15 protein-coding genes are annotated in these 19042 nt (G+C 45.0%); 12 read left to right on the top strand and 3 right to left on the bottom strand.

Annotated elements, in window-relative coordinates; all coding sequences use genetic code 11:
• From AC06MN_RS04300 to AC06MN_RS04275, 6 genes are all read left to right on the top strand, one after another.
• On the top strand, nt 1-1172 hold a 1172-nt coding region (locus AC06MN_RS04300; RefSeq protein WP_475671124.1), incomplete at its 5' end, for a hypothetical protein.
• A gap of 130 nt (nt 1173-1302) precedes the next feature.
• Nucleotides 1303-1638 carry a hypothetical protein gene (locus tag AC06MN_RS04295; RefSeq protein ID WP_475671123.1) on the top strand — a complete coding sequence of 112 codons (336 nt, stop codon included), beginning with the start codon at nt 1303-1305 and terminating at the stop codon, nt 1636-1638.
• 571 nt (nt 1639-2209) lie between these two features.
• Nucleotides 2210-2443 carry a dephospho-CoA kinase gene (locus AC06MN_RS04290; protein ID WP_475671122.1) on the top strand — a complete coding sequence of 78 codons (234 nt, stop codon included), beginning with the start codon at nt 2210-2212 and terminating at the stop codon, nt 2441-2443.
• Nucleotides 2440-2853 (top strand): putative toxin-antitoxin system toxin component, PIN family, encoded by a 414-nt coding sequence (locus tag AC06MN_RS04285; RefSeq protein WP_475671121.1) that lies wholly within the window; start codon nt 2440-2442, stop codon nt 2851-2853. Before AC06MN_RS04290 ends, AC06MN_RS04285 begins: the two co-directional genes overlap by 4 nt.
• A gap of 265 nt (nt 2854-3118) precedes the next feature.
• The gene (locus AC06MN_RS04280) at nt 3119-3277 is read left to right on the top strand and encodes a hypothetical protein (protein WP_475671120.1); all 159 of its coding nucleotides are present in this window, start codon (nt 3119-3121) and stop codon (nt 3275-3277) included.
• Nucleotides 3278-3572: 295 nt separating this feature from the next.
• Nucleotides 3573-3854, top strand: coding sequence for a GNAT family N-acetyltransferase (locus tag AC06MN_RS04275; protein WP_475671119.1), 282 nt, complete (start codon nt 3573-3575; stop codon nt 3852-3854).
• A 216-nt stretch (nt 3855-4070) separates the two neighbouring features.
• Here the strand turns inward: AC06MN_RS04275 and AC06MN_RS04270 are convergent, their stop codons facing one another.
• Nucleotides 4071-6659, bottom strand: a complete 2589-nt coding sequence (locus tag AC06MN_RS04270) for an ATP-dependent Clp protease ATP-binding subunit (protein WP_475671118.1) — start codon at nt 6657-6659, stop codon at nt 4071-4073.
• Between the two features lie 219 nt (nt 6660-6878).
• Between AC06MN_RS04270 and gyrA the strand changes: the two genes are divergently transcribed.
• The 3 genes from gyrA to AC06MN_RS04255 all read left to right on the top strand — a co-directional run bounded on the left by gyrA (nt 6879) and on the right by AC06MN_RS04255 (nt 11296).
• Entirely contained in the window at nt 6879-9458 is a 2580-nt protein-coding gene (gyrA, locus tag AC06MN_RS04265; protein WP_475671117.1) for a DNA gyrase subunit A, read from the top strand.
• Between the two features lie 67 nt (nt 9459-9525).
• Nucleotides 9526-10689, top strand: coding sequence for a tetratricopeptide repeat protein (locus tag AC06MN_RS04260; protein WP_475671116.1), 1164 nt, complete (start codon nt 9526-9528; stop codon nt 10687-10689).
• A 196-nt stretch (nt 10690-10885) separates the two neighbouring features.
• On the top strand, nt 10886-11296 hold the full coding sequence (locus AC06MN_RS04255) for a DUF3127 domain-containing protein (protein ID WP_475671115.1): 411 nt from the start codon (nt 10886-10888) through the stop codon (nt 11294-11296).
• 81 nt (nt 11297-11377) lie between these two features.
• On the opposite strand, the gene AC06MN_RS04250 is transcribed toward AC06MN_RS04255, so the two are convergent.
• Nucleotides 11378-11794, bottom strand: coding sequence for a hypothetical protein (locus tag AC06MN_RS04250; protein ID WP_475671114.1), 417 nt, complete (start codon nt 11792-11794; stop codon nt 11378-11380).
• Between the two features lie 154 nt (nt 11795-11948).
• Here AC06MN_RS04250 and AC06MN_RS04245 point away from each other — a divergent pair, with 154 nt between their 5' ends.
• Genes AC06MN_RS04245 through AC06MN_RS04235 form a run of 3 tightly spaced genes read left to right on the top strand, consistent with a single transcriptional unit; the run spans nt 11949 to nt 17163 of the window.
• Nucleotides 11949-13883, top strand: a complete 1935-nt coding sequence (locus AC06MN_RS04245) for a DNA topoisomerase IV subunit B (protein WP_475671113.1) — start codon at nt 11949-11951, stop codon at nt 13881-13883.
• Nucleotides 13884-13906: 23 nt separating this feature from the next.
• Nucleotides 13907-16051 (top strand): prolyl oligopeptidase family serine peptidase, encoded by a 2145-nt coding sequence (locus AC06MN_RS04240; RefSeq protein ID WP_475671112.1) that lies wholly within the window; start codon nt 13907-13909, stop codon nt 16049-16051.
• On the top strand, nt 16048-17163 hold the full coding sequence (locus AC06MN_RS04235) for a carcinine hydrolase/isopenicillin-N N-acyltransferase family protein (protein ID WP_475671111.1): 1116 nt from the start codon (nt 16048-16050) through the stop codon (nt 17161-17163). The genes AC06MN_RS04240 and AC06MN_RS04235 overlap by 4 nt, the downstream gene beginning before the upstream one ends.
• Before the next feature lie 150 nt (nt 17164-17313).
• Here AC06MN_RS04235 and AC06MN_RS04230 read toward each other — a convergent pair whose 3' ends face one another.
• Entirely contained in the window at nt 17314-18813 is a 1500-nt protein-coding gene (locus tag AC06MN_RS04230; RefSeq protein WP_475671110.1) for a DUF3843 family protein, read from the bottom strand.
• Nucleotides 18814-19042 lie beyond the last annotated feature (229 nt).

Here is a 19042-nt window from a genome sequence, read left to right as displayed (position 1 = left end):
CTAAGCGCGACTTCGCCGTGTTCTTCCCTATGCTCCACATTATCCTTCTCACAGCCATTGAGGGTGGTGGATGGCTTGCAGCATGGTTTGGACACCACTTTACGTGGCAGATGATGCACGTCTTCACCGTGGTTACAATGTCGTTCGTATTGCTGACGCAGATGACGCTGTGCCGCCCGTTCTGCCCAATGCCCAACCACTTTTCGCTGAAGGGAACTGACTGGCAGGGAGCGTTGCTCATCTGCGTGACGATGCTCCTCGTTTCGTACATCTTTGTTTATGGAGATTACTACCGATGGTTCGCCAATCAGCATATAAGAATGGTGTGCGCATTCACGCTTATCTTTGCTGGGTTGACTCTTTACCGACTGATTCACATTCGCTATCCATACGTCGAACTGCAACTGCTGAAATGCCGCAACGTGGTACCGATACTCATCGTTGTCACGTTGGCAGAGCTCGCATTCGGTGCCGAACATACCCTTGAGGAGATACTCTACACCGAAGTCGTGGGGCTTGAAGAATTGACCAAGGAAAGTCAATACATGTGGGCATTGCCAGGAATGTTTCTCGGCATCGCGCTTGACCTATACTGGTTAAAGGTTCAGAAATGGAAAATATGGAAGCTTATCGGCATTGCCTTTCTATCCATCTTTGCATACGCCTTGCTCATGTATTCTACTGTAGGCATGAATGTTAACATTGAACAATACCGCTTGGCGATCATGCTCCGTGGCTTTGGCTATGGCATCCTTGCACCAACGCTGATGTGGGCATTGGACGAATCGGTGCCAAGTCTTGAACAGTTCTTCATGGGATTGTTCCTGTTCAACATCGTTCACATGTATCTGGGCGGCGCCATGGGGTACGGTTTCTATACCACCATCTTCTCGCATTTCCTCAATGAGGACATGATGCACTACGGTCGCCAGTTGACGCTTACCAACCTCGACCTCACGAATTTCGATTTCGGGGAATTTATGGGTGGCAGCTACCTCCACTCCATGATGCTCGTAGCAATCAAGCAGGTGTATGGCTACGTCATCTGGTTCTCCCTCCTTCTGGCATCCATCTTCTTGTTGTGCGACATTCCTGCCGTCAGGACAAACATCCGCAAAGTACCACGTTGGCCAGTGTTTGCTATTGAATATTTAGCAAGGAAACGCAAGTAGAATACAAAAGCCCCAGCATCGTGAGTGATATTGGGGCTTTGTAGTTACTCTCTTTCGCAGCAAACCCACATCCGATGCCCATGACTATGCTGGTGATGAAGAGGTTCGTTGGCGACGGAAAGGAATTGTCTTGAACGAGGGCAAGCACGAGGATGCCAGTGTCACTTCCGAAGCCTTTGATGATGACAATTTCAAGCGGGTCACGATCGGATATCTGTCGAGTACAGTTGTTCTCCAAACCCCAGCAGATGGTAGCGGCGAGGACGAGTCGCGAACCGTAAAAGAAGCGGAATGCACCGGCAATGTCGTCCTGTTCGATGAAGAGCAGAATGCTGGCGATGGTCATGAGTGCGATGGCACACCACAGTCGCTTGCAGACAGTTCCCGTGAAGAAGATGAGAGCGATAATGGCTATGGCTACAATCTCGAAGTTGTTGAGAAGTGCTGTGTTTGCCGTCGTGCATGAGCGAAGTTCGAACATCACGATGCAAAGGTACTGATTCTTTCTTCAAATAGAGATTTCTTTAATGAGAGTTTGTAAAAACAATTAAAATTATATGGTTTCAAAATAATCAGGGAACATAGACATTAGTTTGCCAGTAGTCATCGCGCCACCGCCAATAGCCCCGATTCCTATCGCCGCAATAGCATCTCCAACTACAATAAGAGATAACACGGAGAAAAGCAAGGGATGACACGGAGGCGGTGATGCCCAGAGTGCTGGCAGAACCAAGGGCGATGAGCGAAAATACAAACCAAACGGCTATGACTTACGGCGAATTGTGTTTGCTAAAAATCAGTGCCAATTTATACGCTTCCTCCCTGCGCACCCTGAGCCTGTCGAAGGGGCTTGTCGAAGGGCGCATCCAAAATTTCTGTGTAATCCATGCAATCTGCGGTTAAAAAAAACATCCGTGTCAATCCGTCAAATCCGTGTTCGTCTTCAATCGGTGTTTTCCGTTTAGCAGGTTTGGGAAATGAAAGACTTGCGAGATCGGAAAATATGTGTACTTTTGCAGTCGAAAAACTCAAGCAATATGGAACAAACTGTTGATAGAACGGTATTTAACGAAGCGCAATTGGCGTTGCTAAATGCGTTTTCAAGCCTTACATCAGAGAAAGATTTGCTGCTGCTGAAGCAGGCTATTTCGGAATTTTTCGCCAAACGTGCCGATGAGGAAATGGAAAAACTATGGGAATCAGGCGAATGGAATCAGCAAAAACTTGAAGATTTACGGACAGCCCATTACCGCACTCCATACAAAAAATGAGCAGATTCGTCGTTTTAGATACTAATTGCTTGGTGCAGATGATTTCCATCCATAGCCCTTATCGTCCTGCATGGCAGGCCTTTAGGGAAGGAAAATATGTTTTGTGTGTCAGCGACGAAATCCTCAACGAATATCAGGAGATTATAGAGCGTGTTGCAAATTCATTTGTTGCCCAAAATATTGTTGAAGCGATAGTCAACAGTCCCTTTTGCCGTTTTTATGCCCCACATTTTCATTTTGGTCTTATCCGTCAGGATTATGATGACAATAAATTTGTCGACTGCGCCATCCAAGCAGGCGCGGATTTCATTGTAAGTGAAGATTCCCATTTCAACGTCTTGAAAGAATGCGATTTCCCCAAAGTCGTTGTCATCGGTTTGGACGAATTTGTAGCGGAGTTTTTTCCATAAATGAATCAATAATTTCCTGCCAGTCAAATTATTAACGGAAAATTATCGGTAATTTGTGTTTGCTAAAAATCAGTGCCAATTTATGCGAAGCATCCAAAAATTTCTGTGTAATCCATGCAATCTGCGGTTAAAAAAACATCCGTGTCAATCCGTCAAATCAATGTTCGTCTTCAATCGGTGTTTTCCGTTTATCAGGTTTCGGAAATGAAAGACTTGCGAGATCGGGAAATATGTGTACTTTTGCAATCGAAAAAGGGGAAAAATTATGGCATTAGCAATTAAATCCATACCGACACTTACAGGCGAAGATGCCTCACGTTTTGTTGATGAAGCGGAAAAAGCTTCTGAAAACGCTGGCAATCTTGATTTTAGCGAAAAAATCGCAATAGCCGTTGCTATTCTGAAAAAAGCCAATATGATGTAGTGCTGTTATGGGGGAACTTTTTGTTTGACGACTGCGTGTTCAGCGAATTAACTGAAGAAATCATACAATCAAGTGATGCTTTTTCATGCAAAAACAATGATCTGGATGAATTCTTCAATGTGGATTCATTTCATTATAGTCGGCAATTGCTTGGAAAGACATATTGTTTCCGTCTTGCTGCCAATGTCCGTAAAATTGTATGTGCTTTTCGATTTCGAACGATAGCATCAGGGTTGACGATTTGCCAAACAGTAGGGGAAAGAAGATAAAAAGCGTTGTCCCAAGAGAGAAAAGCATGAGACGCTTTCCTGGAGTTTTGATCGGACGATTGGGCGTTTCACAAGAGTTTCAAGGAAAGGGAATTGGAACAGAACTGATGGATTTCATAAAGTCTTGGTTTGTTGACTCAAATAAAACTGGATGCCGTTTCCTAATCGTTGATGCTTATAATGACAAGAATACGTTAAACTATTATGAATCAAATGGTTTTAGGTATTTATTTTCAACAGAAAATCAAGAACACCTATCCATCTTTAGAGAAGAGGAGATGCAGGGCGAATCGCTAAAACTCGTTTAATGTATTTTGACTTGATTGAATTGACACGTTTCGAATAGTCATTATTTGTGAGAAAAACGCAAATTTGTGTTTGCAAAAATCAGTGTCAATTCATGCGAAGCATCCAAAATTTCTGCGAAATCAGCGGCTTTAAAACATCCGTATAGTAACAAACAATAAGAGCAGCAGGTTTTTCACTTGCTGCTCTTATTCGTTTACAATCTGTAAGACAATCGTTTACACCGTTGTTTCCACAATTACCTTTGTGCCCATTGGGATGACGTTGATGATGATTTCCTGTTTTTCATCATCAAGGTCGATGGAGATGACGTCGCCGATGTGCATGTCTGAAGTGATGATCTTTTCTGCCAGTTCATCCTCGACATATTGCTGGATGGCACGCTTCAGCGGACGTGCGCCATATTGTTCGTCCCAGCCCTTTTCGGCAATGAAATCCTTGGCCTTGGCAGTGAGTTCAAGACGATAGCCCATTTCCTCGACACGCTTGAAGACATTACGCAATTCAATGTCGATAATCTTGTGAATATCAGTTTTTTCAAGTGAATTGAACATTACCACATCGTCAACACGGTTGAGGAATTCAGGAGCGAAAGTACGGCGCAAGGCATTTTCGATGACGCTTTGCGAATATTCGTTCTTGGCATTTTTCTTGGCTTCGGTGCCAAAACCGACACCCATTCCGAAATCCTTCAACTGGCGCGAACCAATGTTGGAAGTCATGATGATAATGGTGTTCTTAAAGTCGACCTTACGGCCAAGGCTATCCGTCAGCTGGCCATCATCAAGCACCTGAAGCAACAGGTTGAACACATCGGCATGAGCTTTTTCGATTTCGTCCAAAAGCACGATGGAATAAGGCTTGCGGCGCACTTTTTCGGTGAGCTGACCGCCTTCTTCGTAACCCACATAGCCAGGAGGCGCACCGACGAGGCGTGAGACGGCGAATTTTTCCATGTATTCACTCATATCAATGCGGATAAGCGCATCTTCCGAATCAAAGAGATACTTGGCCAGAACCTTGGCTAAATACGTCTTGCCGACGCCAGTAGGACCGAGGAAAATGAACGAACCAATCGGGCGGTTCGGGTCTTTCAGCCCGGCGCGGTTGCGGCGGATGGCTTTCGTCACTTTCTTGATGGCTTCGTCCTGACCGATGACAGTGCCTGCCAATTCGGTTTCCATACTCATCAGGCGGTTGCCTTCGTTTTGGGCGATGCGTTGCACGGGAACGCCTGTCATCATGGCGACAACTTCCGCAACATTCTGTTCCGTAACTTCTTGACGGTTTGAGGTGGCGTTGTCGTCCCAAGCTTTTTTGGCGGCTTCCAACTTATCCATAAGTTTCACTTCTTCAGCGCGATACATGCCGGCTTCTTCGAATTTCTGTTCGCTAATGGCGGCTTTCTTATCCTTGCGGACACTTTCTATTCGCTGCTCCAATTCCGTGATTTCGGCAGGAACATCAATGTTTTTAATGTGAACTCGCGCACCGGCCTCATCCAAGGCATCGATGGCTTTGTCGGGAAGATGACGCTCGCTCATATAGCGGTTGGTGAGTTTCACGCAGGCTTCGATAGCTTCCGGCGTATAACGAACCAAATGATGGTCTTCGTAACGCGACTTGATGTTGTTCAGAATCTCAACGGTTTCTTCCGGCGTTGTCGGTTCGACCAGAATTTTCTGGAAACGGCGCTCCAATGCGCCATCTTTTTCAATATACTGGCGGTATTCGTCAAGGGTAGTGGAGCCGATGCACTGCAACTCGCCACGTGCCAAAGCTGGTTTGAACATGTTGCTCGCATCGAGGCTGCCGTTGGCATTGCCCGCGCCGACCAAAGTGTGGATTTCGTCGACAAAGAGAATAATGTCGGGATTTTTCTGCAACTCGTTGAGAATGGCCTTGATACGTTCCTCAAACTGGCCACGGTATTTTGTGCCGGCCACCACCGAACCGATGTCAAGCATGACGACGCGTTTATTAAATAAGGTGCGTGGCACGCGATGTTGCGTGATGCGGATAGCAAGACCTTCAGCAATGGCCGACTTGCCCACGCCAGGTTCACCAATCAGAATCGGGTTGTTTTTCTTGCGGCGACTGAGAATCTGAGCAATACGTTCCAGTTCGCGCTCGCGGCCAACGATAGGGTCGAGGCGGTTTTCTTCGGCGGCTTTGGTCAAATCGCGACCGAAATTATCCAAAACCGGCGTCTTGCTCTTGATGTTGCTGCTCTTCTTCGGGCGTTCCTTGCAGATTTCGTCCATGATGTCGTCGTCATCATCGTCATCGTCGTTGAAAATGCTGTTCGTCACATCTTCATCTTGCTTAGGTTCAGACTTTTGCGGTTCGGCAGGTGTGTTTTTTCCTGTCATGGTATAATATTTCAGCAGTTCCTGTTTGAAGTTGTCGTAAGTGATGGCTTCAAATTCCAGATTCTGTGAAATGATGTTGTTCTTTTCGTGTAGAATGGCCAGCATAAGGTGCTCGGAATGAACGATTTCGCTATGAAATTCCTTGGCAATGATGTAAGTGAATTTCAGCACACGTTCAGCCTGTTTGGTCAAAGGAATGGCCGTCATGCTGTCTTGAACCGGATTGCTGGTTTTCACCGATGCTTCCAGTTTCTTAGTGAAGATTTCAAGGTTCAGGTTCAGGTTTTCCAAAATTTTGATGGCACAGCTGCCGCCTTCGCGCAACATGCCTAAAAATAAATGTTCCAACCCCACGTAAACATTTCCTAATCGTTTCGCTTCATCATGACTAAATGTCAAAATGTCACGAACCCGAGGAGAGAATTTTGCATCCATATAGTGTTATTTTATTGGTTATCAAATCAATGAATATAATGACAGCAGCTTTTGCTGCTCGCCAATTTTTCACGGCAAAAGTACTAACAAAAATCAGTCCACGCCACCCAAACTGACAGATTATCAAAAAATGAAAAAAATGAAAAAAACGGCACACTGAAACGCAAAAATTACTATATTTGCAACTTATTTTGAAAAATAATAAAAAGACTGCATATAATGGAAGGAGAAAACTTATCAGGAGAAAACTTGGGAGAAAAGATTATCAAGGTAAACCTTGAAAATCAGATGAAATCGGCTTACATCGACTATTCGATGTCGGTTATCATTTCGCGTGCTCTGCCCGATGTTAGAGACGGCATGAAGCCGGTTCACCGTCGTATTCTGTACGGCATGTTGGGTTTGGGCGTCACATCAAAAAGCGGTTACAAGAAATCGGCGAGAATCGTCGGTGAAGTGCTCGGAAAATATCATCCTCACGGCGACTCAGCCGTTTACGATGCCATGTGCCGCATGGCTCAGAACTGGTCGCTGCGTTATCCATTGGTTGATGGTCAGGGCAACTTCGGTTCGGTTGATGGCGATAGCCCGGCAGCCATGCGTTACACCGAGGCCCGTCTGAAAAAGATTGCCGAGGAAATGCTTGACGACCTCGAAAAAGACACCGTCGATTTCCAGAACAATTTCGATGATTCGTTGCAGGAACCGACCGTTCTGCCTACGCAAATTCCTGCCTTGCTGGTGAATGGCACCAATGGCATTGCCGTCGGTATGGCCACCAACATGGCACCACACAATCTGAGCGAATGTGTAGACGGCATTGTGGCCTACATCGACAACCGCGACATCACCATTCAGGAACTGATGCAATACATCAAGGCACCTGATTTCCCGACTTACGGCGTGATTTACGGCTACGAAGGTGTCCGTGAGGCATTTGAGACGGGTAGGGGACGCATCGTTTTGCGCGGCGAAACGCATATCGAGGAACACAACGGCCATGAACGCATCATTGCAACCTCAATCCCTTATCAGGTGAACAAGGCCGAAATGATCAAGAAGACCGCCGACCTCGTCAGTGAAAAGAAAATAGAAGGCATTGCCGATATTCGCGATGAGTCAGACAGAAAAGGTATCCGCGTGGTTTACGAACTGAAACGCGATGCCAACCCTGATGTCGTGCTGAACAAACTGTTCATGATGACGCCATTGCAAAGTTCGTTCAGTGTGAACAACGTGGCTTTGGTTAATGGTCGTCCTTACACATTGAATCTCAAGCAGTTGATTGAGCATTTCGTAAATCACCGTCACGAAGTGGTGGTGCGCCGTACACAATTCGACCTGAAGAAAGCCGAAGAACGCGCTCACATTCTTGAAGGTCTGGCACGTGCCATCGACATTGTGGACGAAATCATTGCTACTATCCGTGCTTGTAAGGGTGGCACGCCTGAAGCCAAGGCTGCCATTATGGAAAAGTTCGGTTTCGACGACCCACAGGCTTCCGCAATCGTGGCTTACCGCTTGGGTCAGTTGGCAGGTCTCGAAATTCTTAAGATTATGGATGAACTCGACGAACTGCACCAGCGCATCCAACATTTCCACGATATTCTACAAAATGTGGATATGCAATTCCAAATCGTGAAGGATGAATTGCTCGTCATCAAGGAAAAATATGGCGATGCCCGCCGCACCAAGATTGTTCCGGCTGCAGGTGAATTCCGCATGGAAGACATCATTGCTGACGATGCCGTGGTCATCACGATTTCGCACCTCGGATATATCAAGCGCACGCCTTTGACCGAATATCGCGTTCAGAGCCGTGGCGGCAAAGGCTCGAAAGGCTCTGCAACTCGCGACACCGACTTTATCGAGCACATCTTCACCGCCACCAATCACAACTACCTGCTGTTCTTCACCGAGCAAGGCAAGTGCTTCTGGATGAGAGCATTCGAAATCCCGGAAGAAGGCAAGAACAGCAAAGGCCGCGCCATCCAGAACCTCATCAATGTGGAAAAGGATGACAAAGTGTTGGCTTACCTGAATGTCAAGGATTTGATGGATGAAGATTACATCAACAACAATTATATCATCCTTTGCACGAAGAAGGGTATCATCAAGAAGACGACGCTTGAAGCTTATTCACGTCCGCGCAAAAATGGTATCAACGCCATCACCATCCGCGAAGGCGACCAGTTGCTTGAAGCCTGCCTCACCAGCGGCGACGATGAAGTGCTGATGGCACTGCGTTCGGGCAAGGCTGTCCGCTTTAACGAGCAGACTGTCAGGCCAATGGGCAGAAACGCATCAGGTGTGAAGGCTATCACTTTGGCTTCGGAAGAAGATGAGGTCATTGGCATGATTTGCATCAATAGTCCTGAACAAAATGTGCTTGTTGTCTCCGAAAATGGTTACGGCAAACGTTCTGATATTGAGGACTATCGCATCACCAACAGAGGCACAAAGGGTGTCAAGACTCTGAACATTACCGACAAGACCGGTGAACTTATTGCAATCAAGAGTGTTACTGATGATGAAGACCTGATGATTATCAACAAGTCGGGTATCGTAATCCGCTTGGCTGTCAATACATTACGCATCATGGGTCGTGCAACGCAAGGCGTCAAGCTGATTGACCTGCGTGGCAACGACCAGATTGCAGCCGTCACCAAGGTGGAGCATGTTGACGAAGAAGAGGAAACGGTTGAAAACACAGAAACCGTGGAAAATCAGGCAGGGGAGACCCCGACCGAAAATCCTTCCGAAACGGAAAACACCGAGACAAATCCAAGTGAAGAATAATTTTGGAACGGAAATTGCTAATGGAAAATCAAAATAGGAATTATTAACTTAAACAAATACTATCAAAATGAAAAAAGTAATGATTTTGTTGGCCGTCCTGCTCACCGCAAACGTGATGATGGCCCAGAAGAAAGACAGAACTGACGCCTACATGTACAACAAGAATGCTCAGTATGACAAAGCTATGGTTTCCATTGAAAAGTGCGTCAACCACGAACAGTTTCTTGGCATGAAGCCGAAAGACCAGGCAACAGCATGGCACTATCGCGCCATCATCTATCAAAATGTGATTGATTCAAAGAATCCTGAATTGATAGCTCTGGCTGGCGATGCAGAGGGAAAGGTATTCGAATCACTGACCAACTGCATGAAGGATGAAGGCTATCTGAACGACAACAAGGCTGACATTTATCAGAGAGTTGCCGTTGTGATGAACAACTATTATCAAAAGGGTGCTGACGCTTACAATGCTTCCGATTTTGTCAATGCAGCTCCTTCATTCAAAAAGGCATACGACATTGCCATCATGCTTCAGAATCCTGATGCAAACGATATGCTGAAACTTGCTGCCAGCTCATGCATTTACTCAAAAGACTATGACACGGCTTTAGCTTATTACACTGAACTTCAGAACAATGGCTACAATCAGCCTGACATTTACAAGAGTCTGGCATCTGTCTACAATGCAATGGGCAACAACGACAAAGCTTTTGAAATGATTTCCAAGGGTCTTGAAGCCACTCCAAATGATCCAGGTCTCTTGATCGAAAAGGTCAACCTTTACATCAACGAAGGCAAGAGCCAGGAAGCCCTGAACGACCTGCTTTCACTGAATGAACTCGATCCAGGTAACGTTTCAATCATGTATGCCATCGGTACCATTTACGGTGACGAAACCAATAAGGATCTTTACAACTTCGACAAGGCTGTTGAATTCTACAGCAAAGCTATCGAAATCAAGCCTGATTTCATGGATGCAATCTACAACCTCGGTATCGCTTACCTGAGAGCCGGTGCAGCTCTTTCAACAGAAGCCAATGAACTTGACATTCACGAAGTTGACAAATACAACACTTTGATGGAACAGTCGAATGAAATGTTGAGCAAAGGTCTTCCATACATCAAGCAAAGCTACGATGCACAGCCTTCACCAGAACTGAAGAAAGTTCTGAAGCAAATGTATTCACAACTGAAAATGTATGAAGAAGCCAAAGCTCTTGATGCAGAATAATAAATTGTCAAATAAAAATGATAAAGCCCTGGGAGACCGGGGCTTTTTCTTTGTCTGAAATTTTCTATTTAACATAATAAAGATTATTTTGTAAAAGTAAGATTTTAAAAAATACGCACAAATATAGGAATATTTGGGAAAAATGCAGTACATTTGCAGCCATTCAACAAAGCATACAATATTAAAACATCATACAATGGAACTTATAGGAAAAGTCGTAAGATTAGGAAATTTGGTTTCAGGCACCAGCGCACGTGGTCCTTGGAGCAAACAGGAATTGATCGTTGAAACCGACGAACAATATCCAAAGCAAGTCTGCGTGATTTGCTGGTCGAACCTTGCTGAGGAAGCAAAAAAACTCGCACCAGGTCAAATGGTCAAAGTACAGATTTCTGTTGAATCACGAGAGTTTAACGGAAAATGGTACACAGATGTCCGCGCATGGCGTTTCGACCCAGTTGGCGCAACTGCACCAGCCGCTGCTCCACAACAGCCCTACGCACAGCAACCACAGGCACAACCAATGATGCATCAGACGCCACCGATGCCTGCTTCAGTGCCCGATTTCCCAGCACCAGCAAGCGAAACGGACGATTTGCCATTCTGAACATTATGTTAAATTGAAACGAGCCGCAATTTGATTTTTCAAGTTGCGGCTCGCTTATTTGTGGTGCTCAATGAATTAGTATTATGGTTGGATAGTATCCAATTCGTGTTCTGTCACATGCAACTCAAATAAATCTGTATTATAACTCCAGCCACCGATACTAAGGCGATAACGGCAGGTAAGAGTATATTCAAAAGGCACACACAATACATAAATGAACTTTCCATCTTGCTTTTGCATAAGACTATAGTCATACGAGGATCCTTGACCAGGGCCATACGGACTGCAATAAACGCCCCACCAAACAGAATCAACAGGCAAATCACAATCCACCGTGCAGACAATTCTTACTTTAGGTTCATTGTCATAGAAATACTCAAGGGTGTCATGCACCTTAAATTCAACTTCGGGCGCAGATTCGGGTTGAACACTCGGTTTGTTGCAAGCGAGAAAAAGACCTAAAAAAACAGATAGGCAAACGACAGGAAATCTTTTCATAACAAATACAATTATTGATTAGACGCTGCAAATATAAAAACAAAACCATTTCTTTCCAAGAAATACGGTATTATTTTGTATCTTTGCACCAAATCGGAATTTCCTCACTTTGTGTCGGTGGATTTGTATTTCGATGAAAGTTAAATAGGCATTTATGGACAACGAATACGAAGAGAAAGACATTTTCGCACAAGACGAAAATCCTGTACCTAACACTGAAAACTACAACGACGACAGCATCGTACATCTTGAAGATATGGAACATATCAGGCGTCGTCCGGGTATGTATATCGGCAAACTTGGCGATGGTGCTTCGCAAGATGACGGCATTTACGTTTTGATTAAAGAAGTGATTGACAATTCGATAGATGAGTTTACTTCAGGTTTTGGTCGAAGGATTGAAATCACTGTGGACAAGGCTGAACGCAAGGTCAGGATACGTGACTATGGCCGTGGCATTCCATTGGGAAAGATTGTCGATGCCGTGTCGAAACTGAATACCGGCGCAAAATACGACAGCAAAGTCTTCCAGAAATCCGTTGGCTTGAATGGCGTTGGTACTAAGGCAGTTAACGCTCTATCATCCTATTTCAAGGCACAAGCCATCCGCGAAGGCAAAACGCGCATTGCCGAGTTTTCACAAGGCAAACTGACTTCCGACAGCGGCATTCTTGACTGCAACGGAGAACCCGGCACACTGATTGAGTTCATTCCCGACACGGCTTTGTTTGGCAATTACCATTACGTTGACGAATACATCGACAAGCGCATTTGGAATTATGCCTACCTAAATCGTGGATTGACACTGATTTACAACGAAAAACGCTATTATTCCAAAAACGGACTTCTCGACCTTTTGGAGCATAATATGGAAGGTGAAGGCCTCTACCCTATCATTCACATCAAAGATGAGGATTTTGAGGCGGCTTTCACGCATGTCAACGGTCAGTCGAGCGACTATTTCTATTCCTTTGTCAATGGCCAGCACACCACCGAAGGCGGCACGCATCAGTCGGCTTTCCGCGAAGCATACGCCCGTGTGGTGCGCGAATTTTTCCAAAAGGAATATGAACCAGCCGACATCCGTCAAGGTTTAACCTGTGCTTTATGTGTGAGGATTCAAGAGCCTGTATTTGAGGCACAAACGAAAACAAAATTAGGTTCCACTCACCTTGCACCAAACAATCCTGACGGCACCAACGACAGCCCGTTTTTGAAGACTTACGTTTTCGACATTCTGAAACGTCATTTAGACAATTATCTTCACATGAACCCCGCTTCGGTGCAAGTGCTTCAGCAAAAGATTTTAGCCAACGAAAAGGAGCGCAAGGAAATTGCAGGCATCAAGAAGGCAGCACGCGACAGCGCAAAGAAAGTCAGCCTGAACAACAGAAAACTGCGTGATTGCCGTATTCACCTGAATACCAATCATGAAAAACGTTTGGAAAGCACGATTTTCATCACCGAGGGTGATTCAGCATCGGGAAGCATCACCAAGAGTCGTGATGTGCTGACGCAAGCCGTTTTCAGTTTGCGCGGTAAACCACTTAACTGCTTGGGTATGAGTAAGAAAGTCTGTTACGAAAACGAAGAGTTCAATTTGCTGCAGGCAGCCTTGAACATTGAGGAAGACATTGAAAACCTGAGATATAACAACATTGTCATCGCTACCGATGCTGATGTCGATGGAATGCACATTCGTCTGCTGATGCTCACTTTTTTCCTTCAGTTTTATCCCGATGTGGTGCGTAATGGTCATGTTTTCATATTGCAGACACCGCTTTTCCGTGTGCGCAACAAGAAAGAGACGCATTATTGTTACAGCGAGGAAGAACGCATTTTTGCCAAGGAAAAATGTGGCAAGCAAGCCGAAATCACCCGATTCAAAGGTCTTGGTGAAATCTCGCCGGACGAATTCAGGGCATTTATCGGACCAAATATACGTTTGGAACCAGTCATCCTGAACAGCGATTCCGGCATCAAGGAACTGCTCGATTATTACATGGGCAAAAACACCATGGAAAGGCAGAAATTCATCATTAGCAATTTGAGAATTGAAGACAATACCAACATGGATGTCACCGAATAGAAACTCTTAAACACTTCATAATCATGAAAATAAAAACAAGTATTCTCGCTATGGGAACAGTATTAGCATTTACAAGCTGCAATCAGCCTGCTGAACGTTATTCCGTGAAGGAATATCCTCAAACTCGTCGCGACACGACTGTCGTTGACGATTATTTCGGAACAAAAGTCGCCGACCCTTACCGTTGGCTGGAAAATGACACTTCCGCCGAAACATCGGCATGGGTGGAAGCACAAAGGGCTGTCACTCAAGATTATCTGAATCACATTCCTTTCCGTGGTGCCATCAAAGACCGTTTGACGGAACTCGTCAATTACGAACGCTACAGCGTGCCATCGAAACGTTTTGGAAGATACACTTTTTCAAAGAACGATGGCTTGCAGAATCAAAGCGTGATTTACATGCAGAAATCATTGGATGCTGAACCTGAAGTTCTTCTCGATCCGAACAAACTTTCGGACGACGGTACGGTTTCATTGGGCAGCTGCCATCAGTCGAATGATGGTAAGTATCTGGCTTACACCATTCAACGCAGCGGTTCCGACTGGGTCGAAATCTACGTTATGGACATTGAGACCCGTGAACTCCTCCCCGACCATATCCTTTGGGCCAAATTCACAGGCGCAGAATGGTATAAGGATGGTTTCTTCTATGCGGCCTACGATGCTCCGGAAGAAGGCAAGGAATTTTCGAACGTCAATGAAAACCACAAGATTTACTACCATAAGTTGGGCACAAGCCAAGACGAAGACCAGCTCTTCTATGAAAATCCGGCACAGCCACGTTATTTCCACCAAATCAGCTTGACGGAAGACGAGAAATACATGTTCCTCATCGAAAGCGGACAAGGCGCAGGCCACACCCTTTGGATTCGCGACATGCAAGACCCTAACGGCAAGTTCGCGCAAATTGCCAGCGACATGAACTATTCTTATAGCCCGATGGATGTCATCGACGATGTGCTCTACATTTACACCAATTACGACGCACCGAAAGGTCGTATCTGCCGCGTTTCGGCCAAGAATCCTCAAATGGAAAACTGGGAAACCATCATTCCTGAATCGGAAAATGTCATTGCAGGCATCAACCTTGCTGACGGCAAGATGATTGTCACATACGACCAAGATGCTGCAAATCATTCGTTTGTTTTCGATATGAATGGCAATAAGATGCACGAAATCGCATTGCCGACATTCGGTGCTGTCGGTTTCAGCAGCCGTTACGATGAAAAGGAAATCTTCTATGCCTTCACATCGTTTGCCTTCCCGACCACGATTTACAAATACGATATCGACAGCAACACCTCGACCGTTTTCCGCGCTCCTGAAGTCGATTTCGTGCCCGAAGATTTCGTCACCGAACAGGTTTTTGTCGATTCGAAGGACGGCACAAAAGTCCCTATGTTCCTGACTTACAAGAAAGGCCTTGTGAAAGATGGCACCAACCCTACCCTGCTCTATGGCTACGGCGGTTTCAACATCACGCTGAATCCTGGTTTCTCAACCTCACGTCTTCCGTTCATTGAAAACGGCGGCATCTATGCACAGATGAACCTGCGTGGCGGTAACGAATACGGCGAAGAATGGCATTTGGCTGGCACGAAACTCCAGAAGCAGAATGTCTTCGACGACTGCATCGCCTGCGCTGAATATCTGATTGCAAACAATTACACCTCAGCCGATTATCTTGCCTTGAATGGCGGTTCAAATGGTGGCCTTTTGGTCGGTGCTGTCGTCAATCAGCGCCCTGATTTGTTCTGTGTTGCCGTTCCACAAGTCGGCGTGATGGACATGCTGCGTTATCATCTGTACACCATCGGTTGGAACTGGGCCAGCGATTACGGCACTAGCGAAGATAGCGAAGAAATGTTCAAGGCACTGCATGCCTATTCACCATTGCACACCATCAAGAGTGGCGAAGATGTTCATTATCCAGCAATTATGGTCACGACTGCCGACCATGACGACCGCGTTGTTCCGGCACATTCATTCAAATATGCCGCAACGCTTCAGGCTGCCCAAACCGGTAATGAACCTAAGATTATCCGCATCGACTCGAAAGCCGGTCATGGTGGTGGCAAACCGATTTCAAAGGTTTTGGAAGAACAAGCAGACATCTATTCTTTCATCCTTTACAATATGGGATTGGAATATAAGCCAGCAGAATGAATTTTTTGCAAAAATTCTTAATATTCAGCGTTTTGCTGTTTGCAATGGCAGCAAACGCTCAAAACAGCAATCCAGCCTGTGCCTTGAAAAAGGCGCAGGCTGAAATGCTTTCCGGCCTGAAAAACGTTGATAACGGGCTACTATACGAACTTGATTATCAATATGATTACGATTTAGACCGCTTGATTGAAAACGATGTCACTTCCGTTCCGTCATTTGTCAAGTATGCGGTCACAAAAATGATGAATCCTTTCAAGGCCGTCTTTCACATCAAAAGCCTTTTGCCAGCCTGCAGCGCATTTCAAGCCGTCACTCCCGATGGCGACATTATTTATGCCCGTAACTTCGATTTCACTTTTTCCGATCCATCGGCTTCGGTTTTGGTGAAGACGCAACCCGAAAGTGGCTATGCCTCCATTTCCATGGCACCTTTTTCATTGGTTGGTAAAAAGCAAGGTGATTTGGATGACGGAAAATCAGACAATTCCCTGCTCATCGTTGCACCTTATCTTTTGATGGACGGCATGAACGAAAAAGGATTAGCCGTCAGCGTTTTGTATCTCGATGGCGAAGGAACGGAACAATACGACCTTGAAAAACACGACATTATGACGCTTTCCGCCATGCGCATCATGTTGGATAAAGCCGCCGACACTGATGAAGCCCTTGCCTTGATGCAGCAATACAATATGTTTGCCGACAAAACGAAAAGCGAGATTCCGCACAGTTACCATTTCCTGATTTCCGATGCAAAAGGACATTCCGTTGTGCTGGAATACATTCATAATGAAGGTGATAAGTCTTGGACAATGAGTCCTGTTGAAGCAAAATATGTCACAAACGCCTATCTCAACGAAGGCTGGCAGCACATCGGCCACGGCTTCGACCGCTATGAAAAAGTAAAGGATGTTTACGAAGCAAAAAACGGCGTTTTTACCGAAGAGGAAGCCATGCAACTGCTGAAAGATGTGTCGCAAACCGCAACGGCAGAAAAGACCAGCAACACACAATGGTCAGCGGTTTACAACCTCACCAAGAAAACCGTAAAAATTTGCATGGCACGGGATTATGATAAGGTTTTGGAGTTTGAAATCATCAAGCTGCAATACTGATGTCGTAGAGATATTCCGGCGCAAAATCGGCATCGTTCTCCCAAGTTACGGTGGCAAACTTGACGGTAAACTCACTTGATTTTTACTTTGCAAAAATAGCATTTTTTAATTAAATGCTGCCATAGCCGATTCAAAAAACGCCTTTCCCTTTCACCATATCCCGCGAAAATATTCTTTCAAAAAGCCGATGTTGGATTGTATCAGTTTATGACCATGTTCGTGTCCTTTGAGGGAATTGCAAGCGGCGTCTGGCAGAAGATTGTTGCTGACGAGATAGTCGGTAAATGCCTTGTCGACAAAATCTGGCAACATTAAAACGGCAAGACCAAGTTCATCAGCAAATGTCGGGTCGTAATATGGGTTATCATCCAAAGCTATTGCACCTGCAATCGGCGCGATGCATAAATCGCCCATGTCATCAAGATACATGGCAATCGGTTCATCATCTGGAAAATCATAATAATCGTCTGATGAATTTGTCATTGGAACGTCCTTACCGAAAAGTTCTTTGTACCAATACTTTATCTGCTTTTTATCTTTTAAAAAGAACAAACGTTGATCGCCAAATTTTTCTTTCACCTTGGCTGGAACAAATTTGGCCGTTCTTTGTCTGCTCTCCCAATCGTCTTTCATTTCCACAAACACCTCTTCTGCATTATTCCATGTCGTCATTCCGAAAGGAAGCCAAACATTATCCCAACGCAACAACGCACCAATGAATACCGAGGTCTTTGATGTCGTCAGTTTCACTTCGTCAGGATCAAGGAACCCAAAATATGGGACATCCAACACTTCACCTTTGGGACTTTCAATCTTCATGCTGTCACCTTTGCTGGAAAGCTTTTTATAAACCGTTATTTCACGATAATCCATCGCCTCAATTTTCTCAGCCAATAATTTGGCATTTCCCGACTCTTCGCTCCTGCACATGGCGGCATACCATTCAGGTGCAGTCATGTTTAGTGGTCCAATCCTTACCCGCACACTGGCATCCGACATTGAAGTATAGTGTTTCTGTTCATCGTTATCTATGAAAGACAGTTTTTCTTCATACAGCGACATTTCTTCTTCAACTTTTCCTGTCGTCATAAGATAATTTGCCGAAAGTAGCCACATCCAAATATTGCGCAATGTGAATGGTGCATCAGGATGATTGGCATCAGCTATCTCGTAAGCAAATGTTTTATATTGTTCATTTACAGGTGCCTGCTCAAACCGTTTGTCCAATTCCGCATACAACGACTTTGCCAATGCCTCAAAGCCAGGATTTTCCGGATTCATAAACCGATCTTCGTAGGCTGACTGAATGACATTCCAAATAATAAACTGCACATCCTGCACATGTACCTCATCGGGATAATACTCGTCAATATCGTCAAGCGAATAGAACGGCAGCGGACGGCCATACCGACGCAAATGCGTTTCAGTGAAAGCCCTCCAAATGCCAAGGTCGCACACCACATCCTCGAAATAGTGTGCCACGCGCATTGCGATGGTTTCCTTCAATTCGTACTCCATATCCCTGCCAGACAACGACTTGCTGATAATTTCATAAAGCACATTTGCAACGTTCAGGTAATACACGTCTGTTTTGAATTCCACTATTTCCGGATGGAAAACTCTGAAATCGTTTATGTTGAAAACTTTCATATTAATTAATTGTCGTTCAATATTCTATCTTGTTTCAAGAAAACATACCCAATAATATGGATAGTTTTGTTATGCAAAATTACAAAATCTTCTTAGTACATGACAAAAATTTCAAGAAGAGCAAAAAAACGGAAAAATCCGGTGTTTTTTTTAGTTAAAACACTTGCATAATATCTTGGAAATCAGTAACTTTGAAGAAAATTTCCTATGTTTTCCATAGCTACTGATT

It is taken from the genome of Candidatus Limimorpha sp. (genome assembly GCF_056203535.1).
Note: the sequence above shows the minus strand (reverse complement) of the source record. Positions and strands in the feature narration are given on the sequence as shown.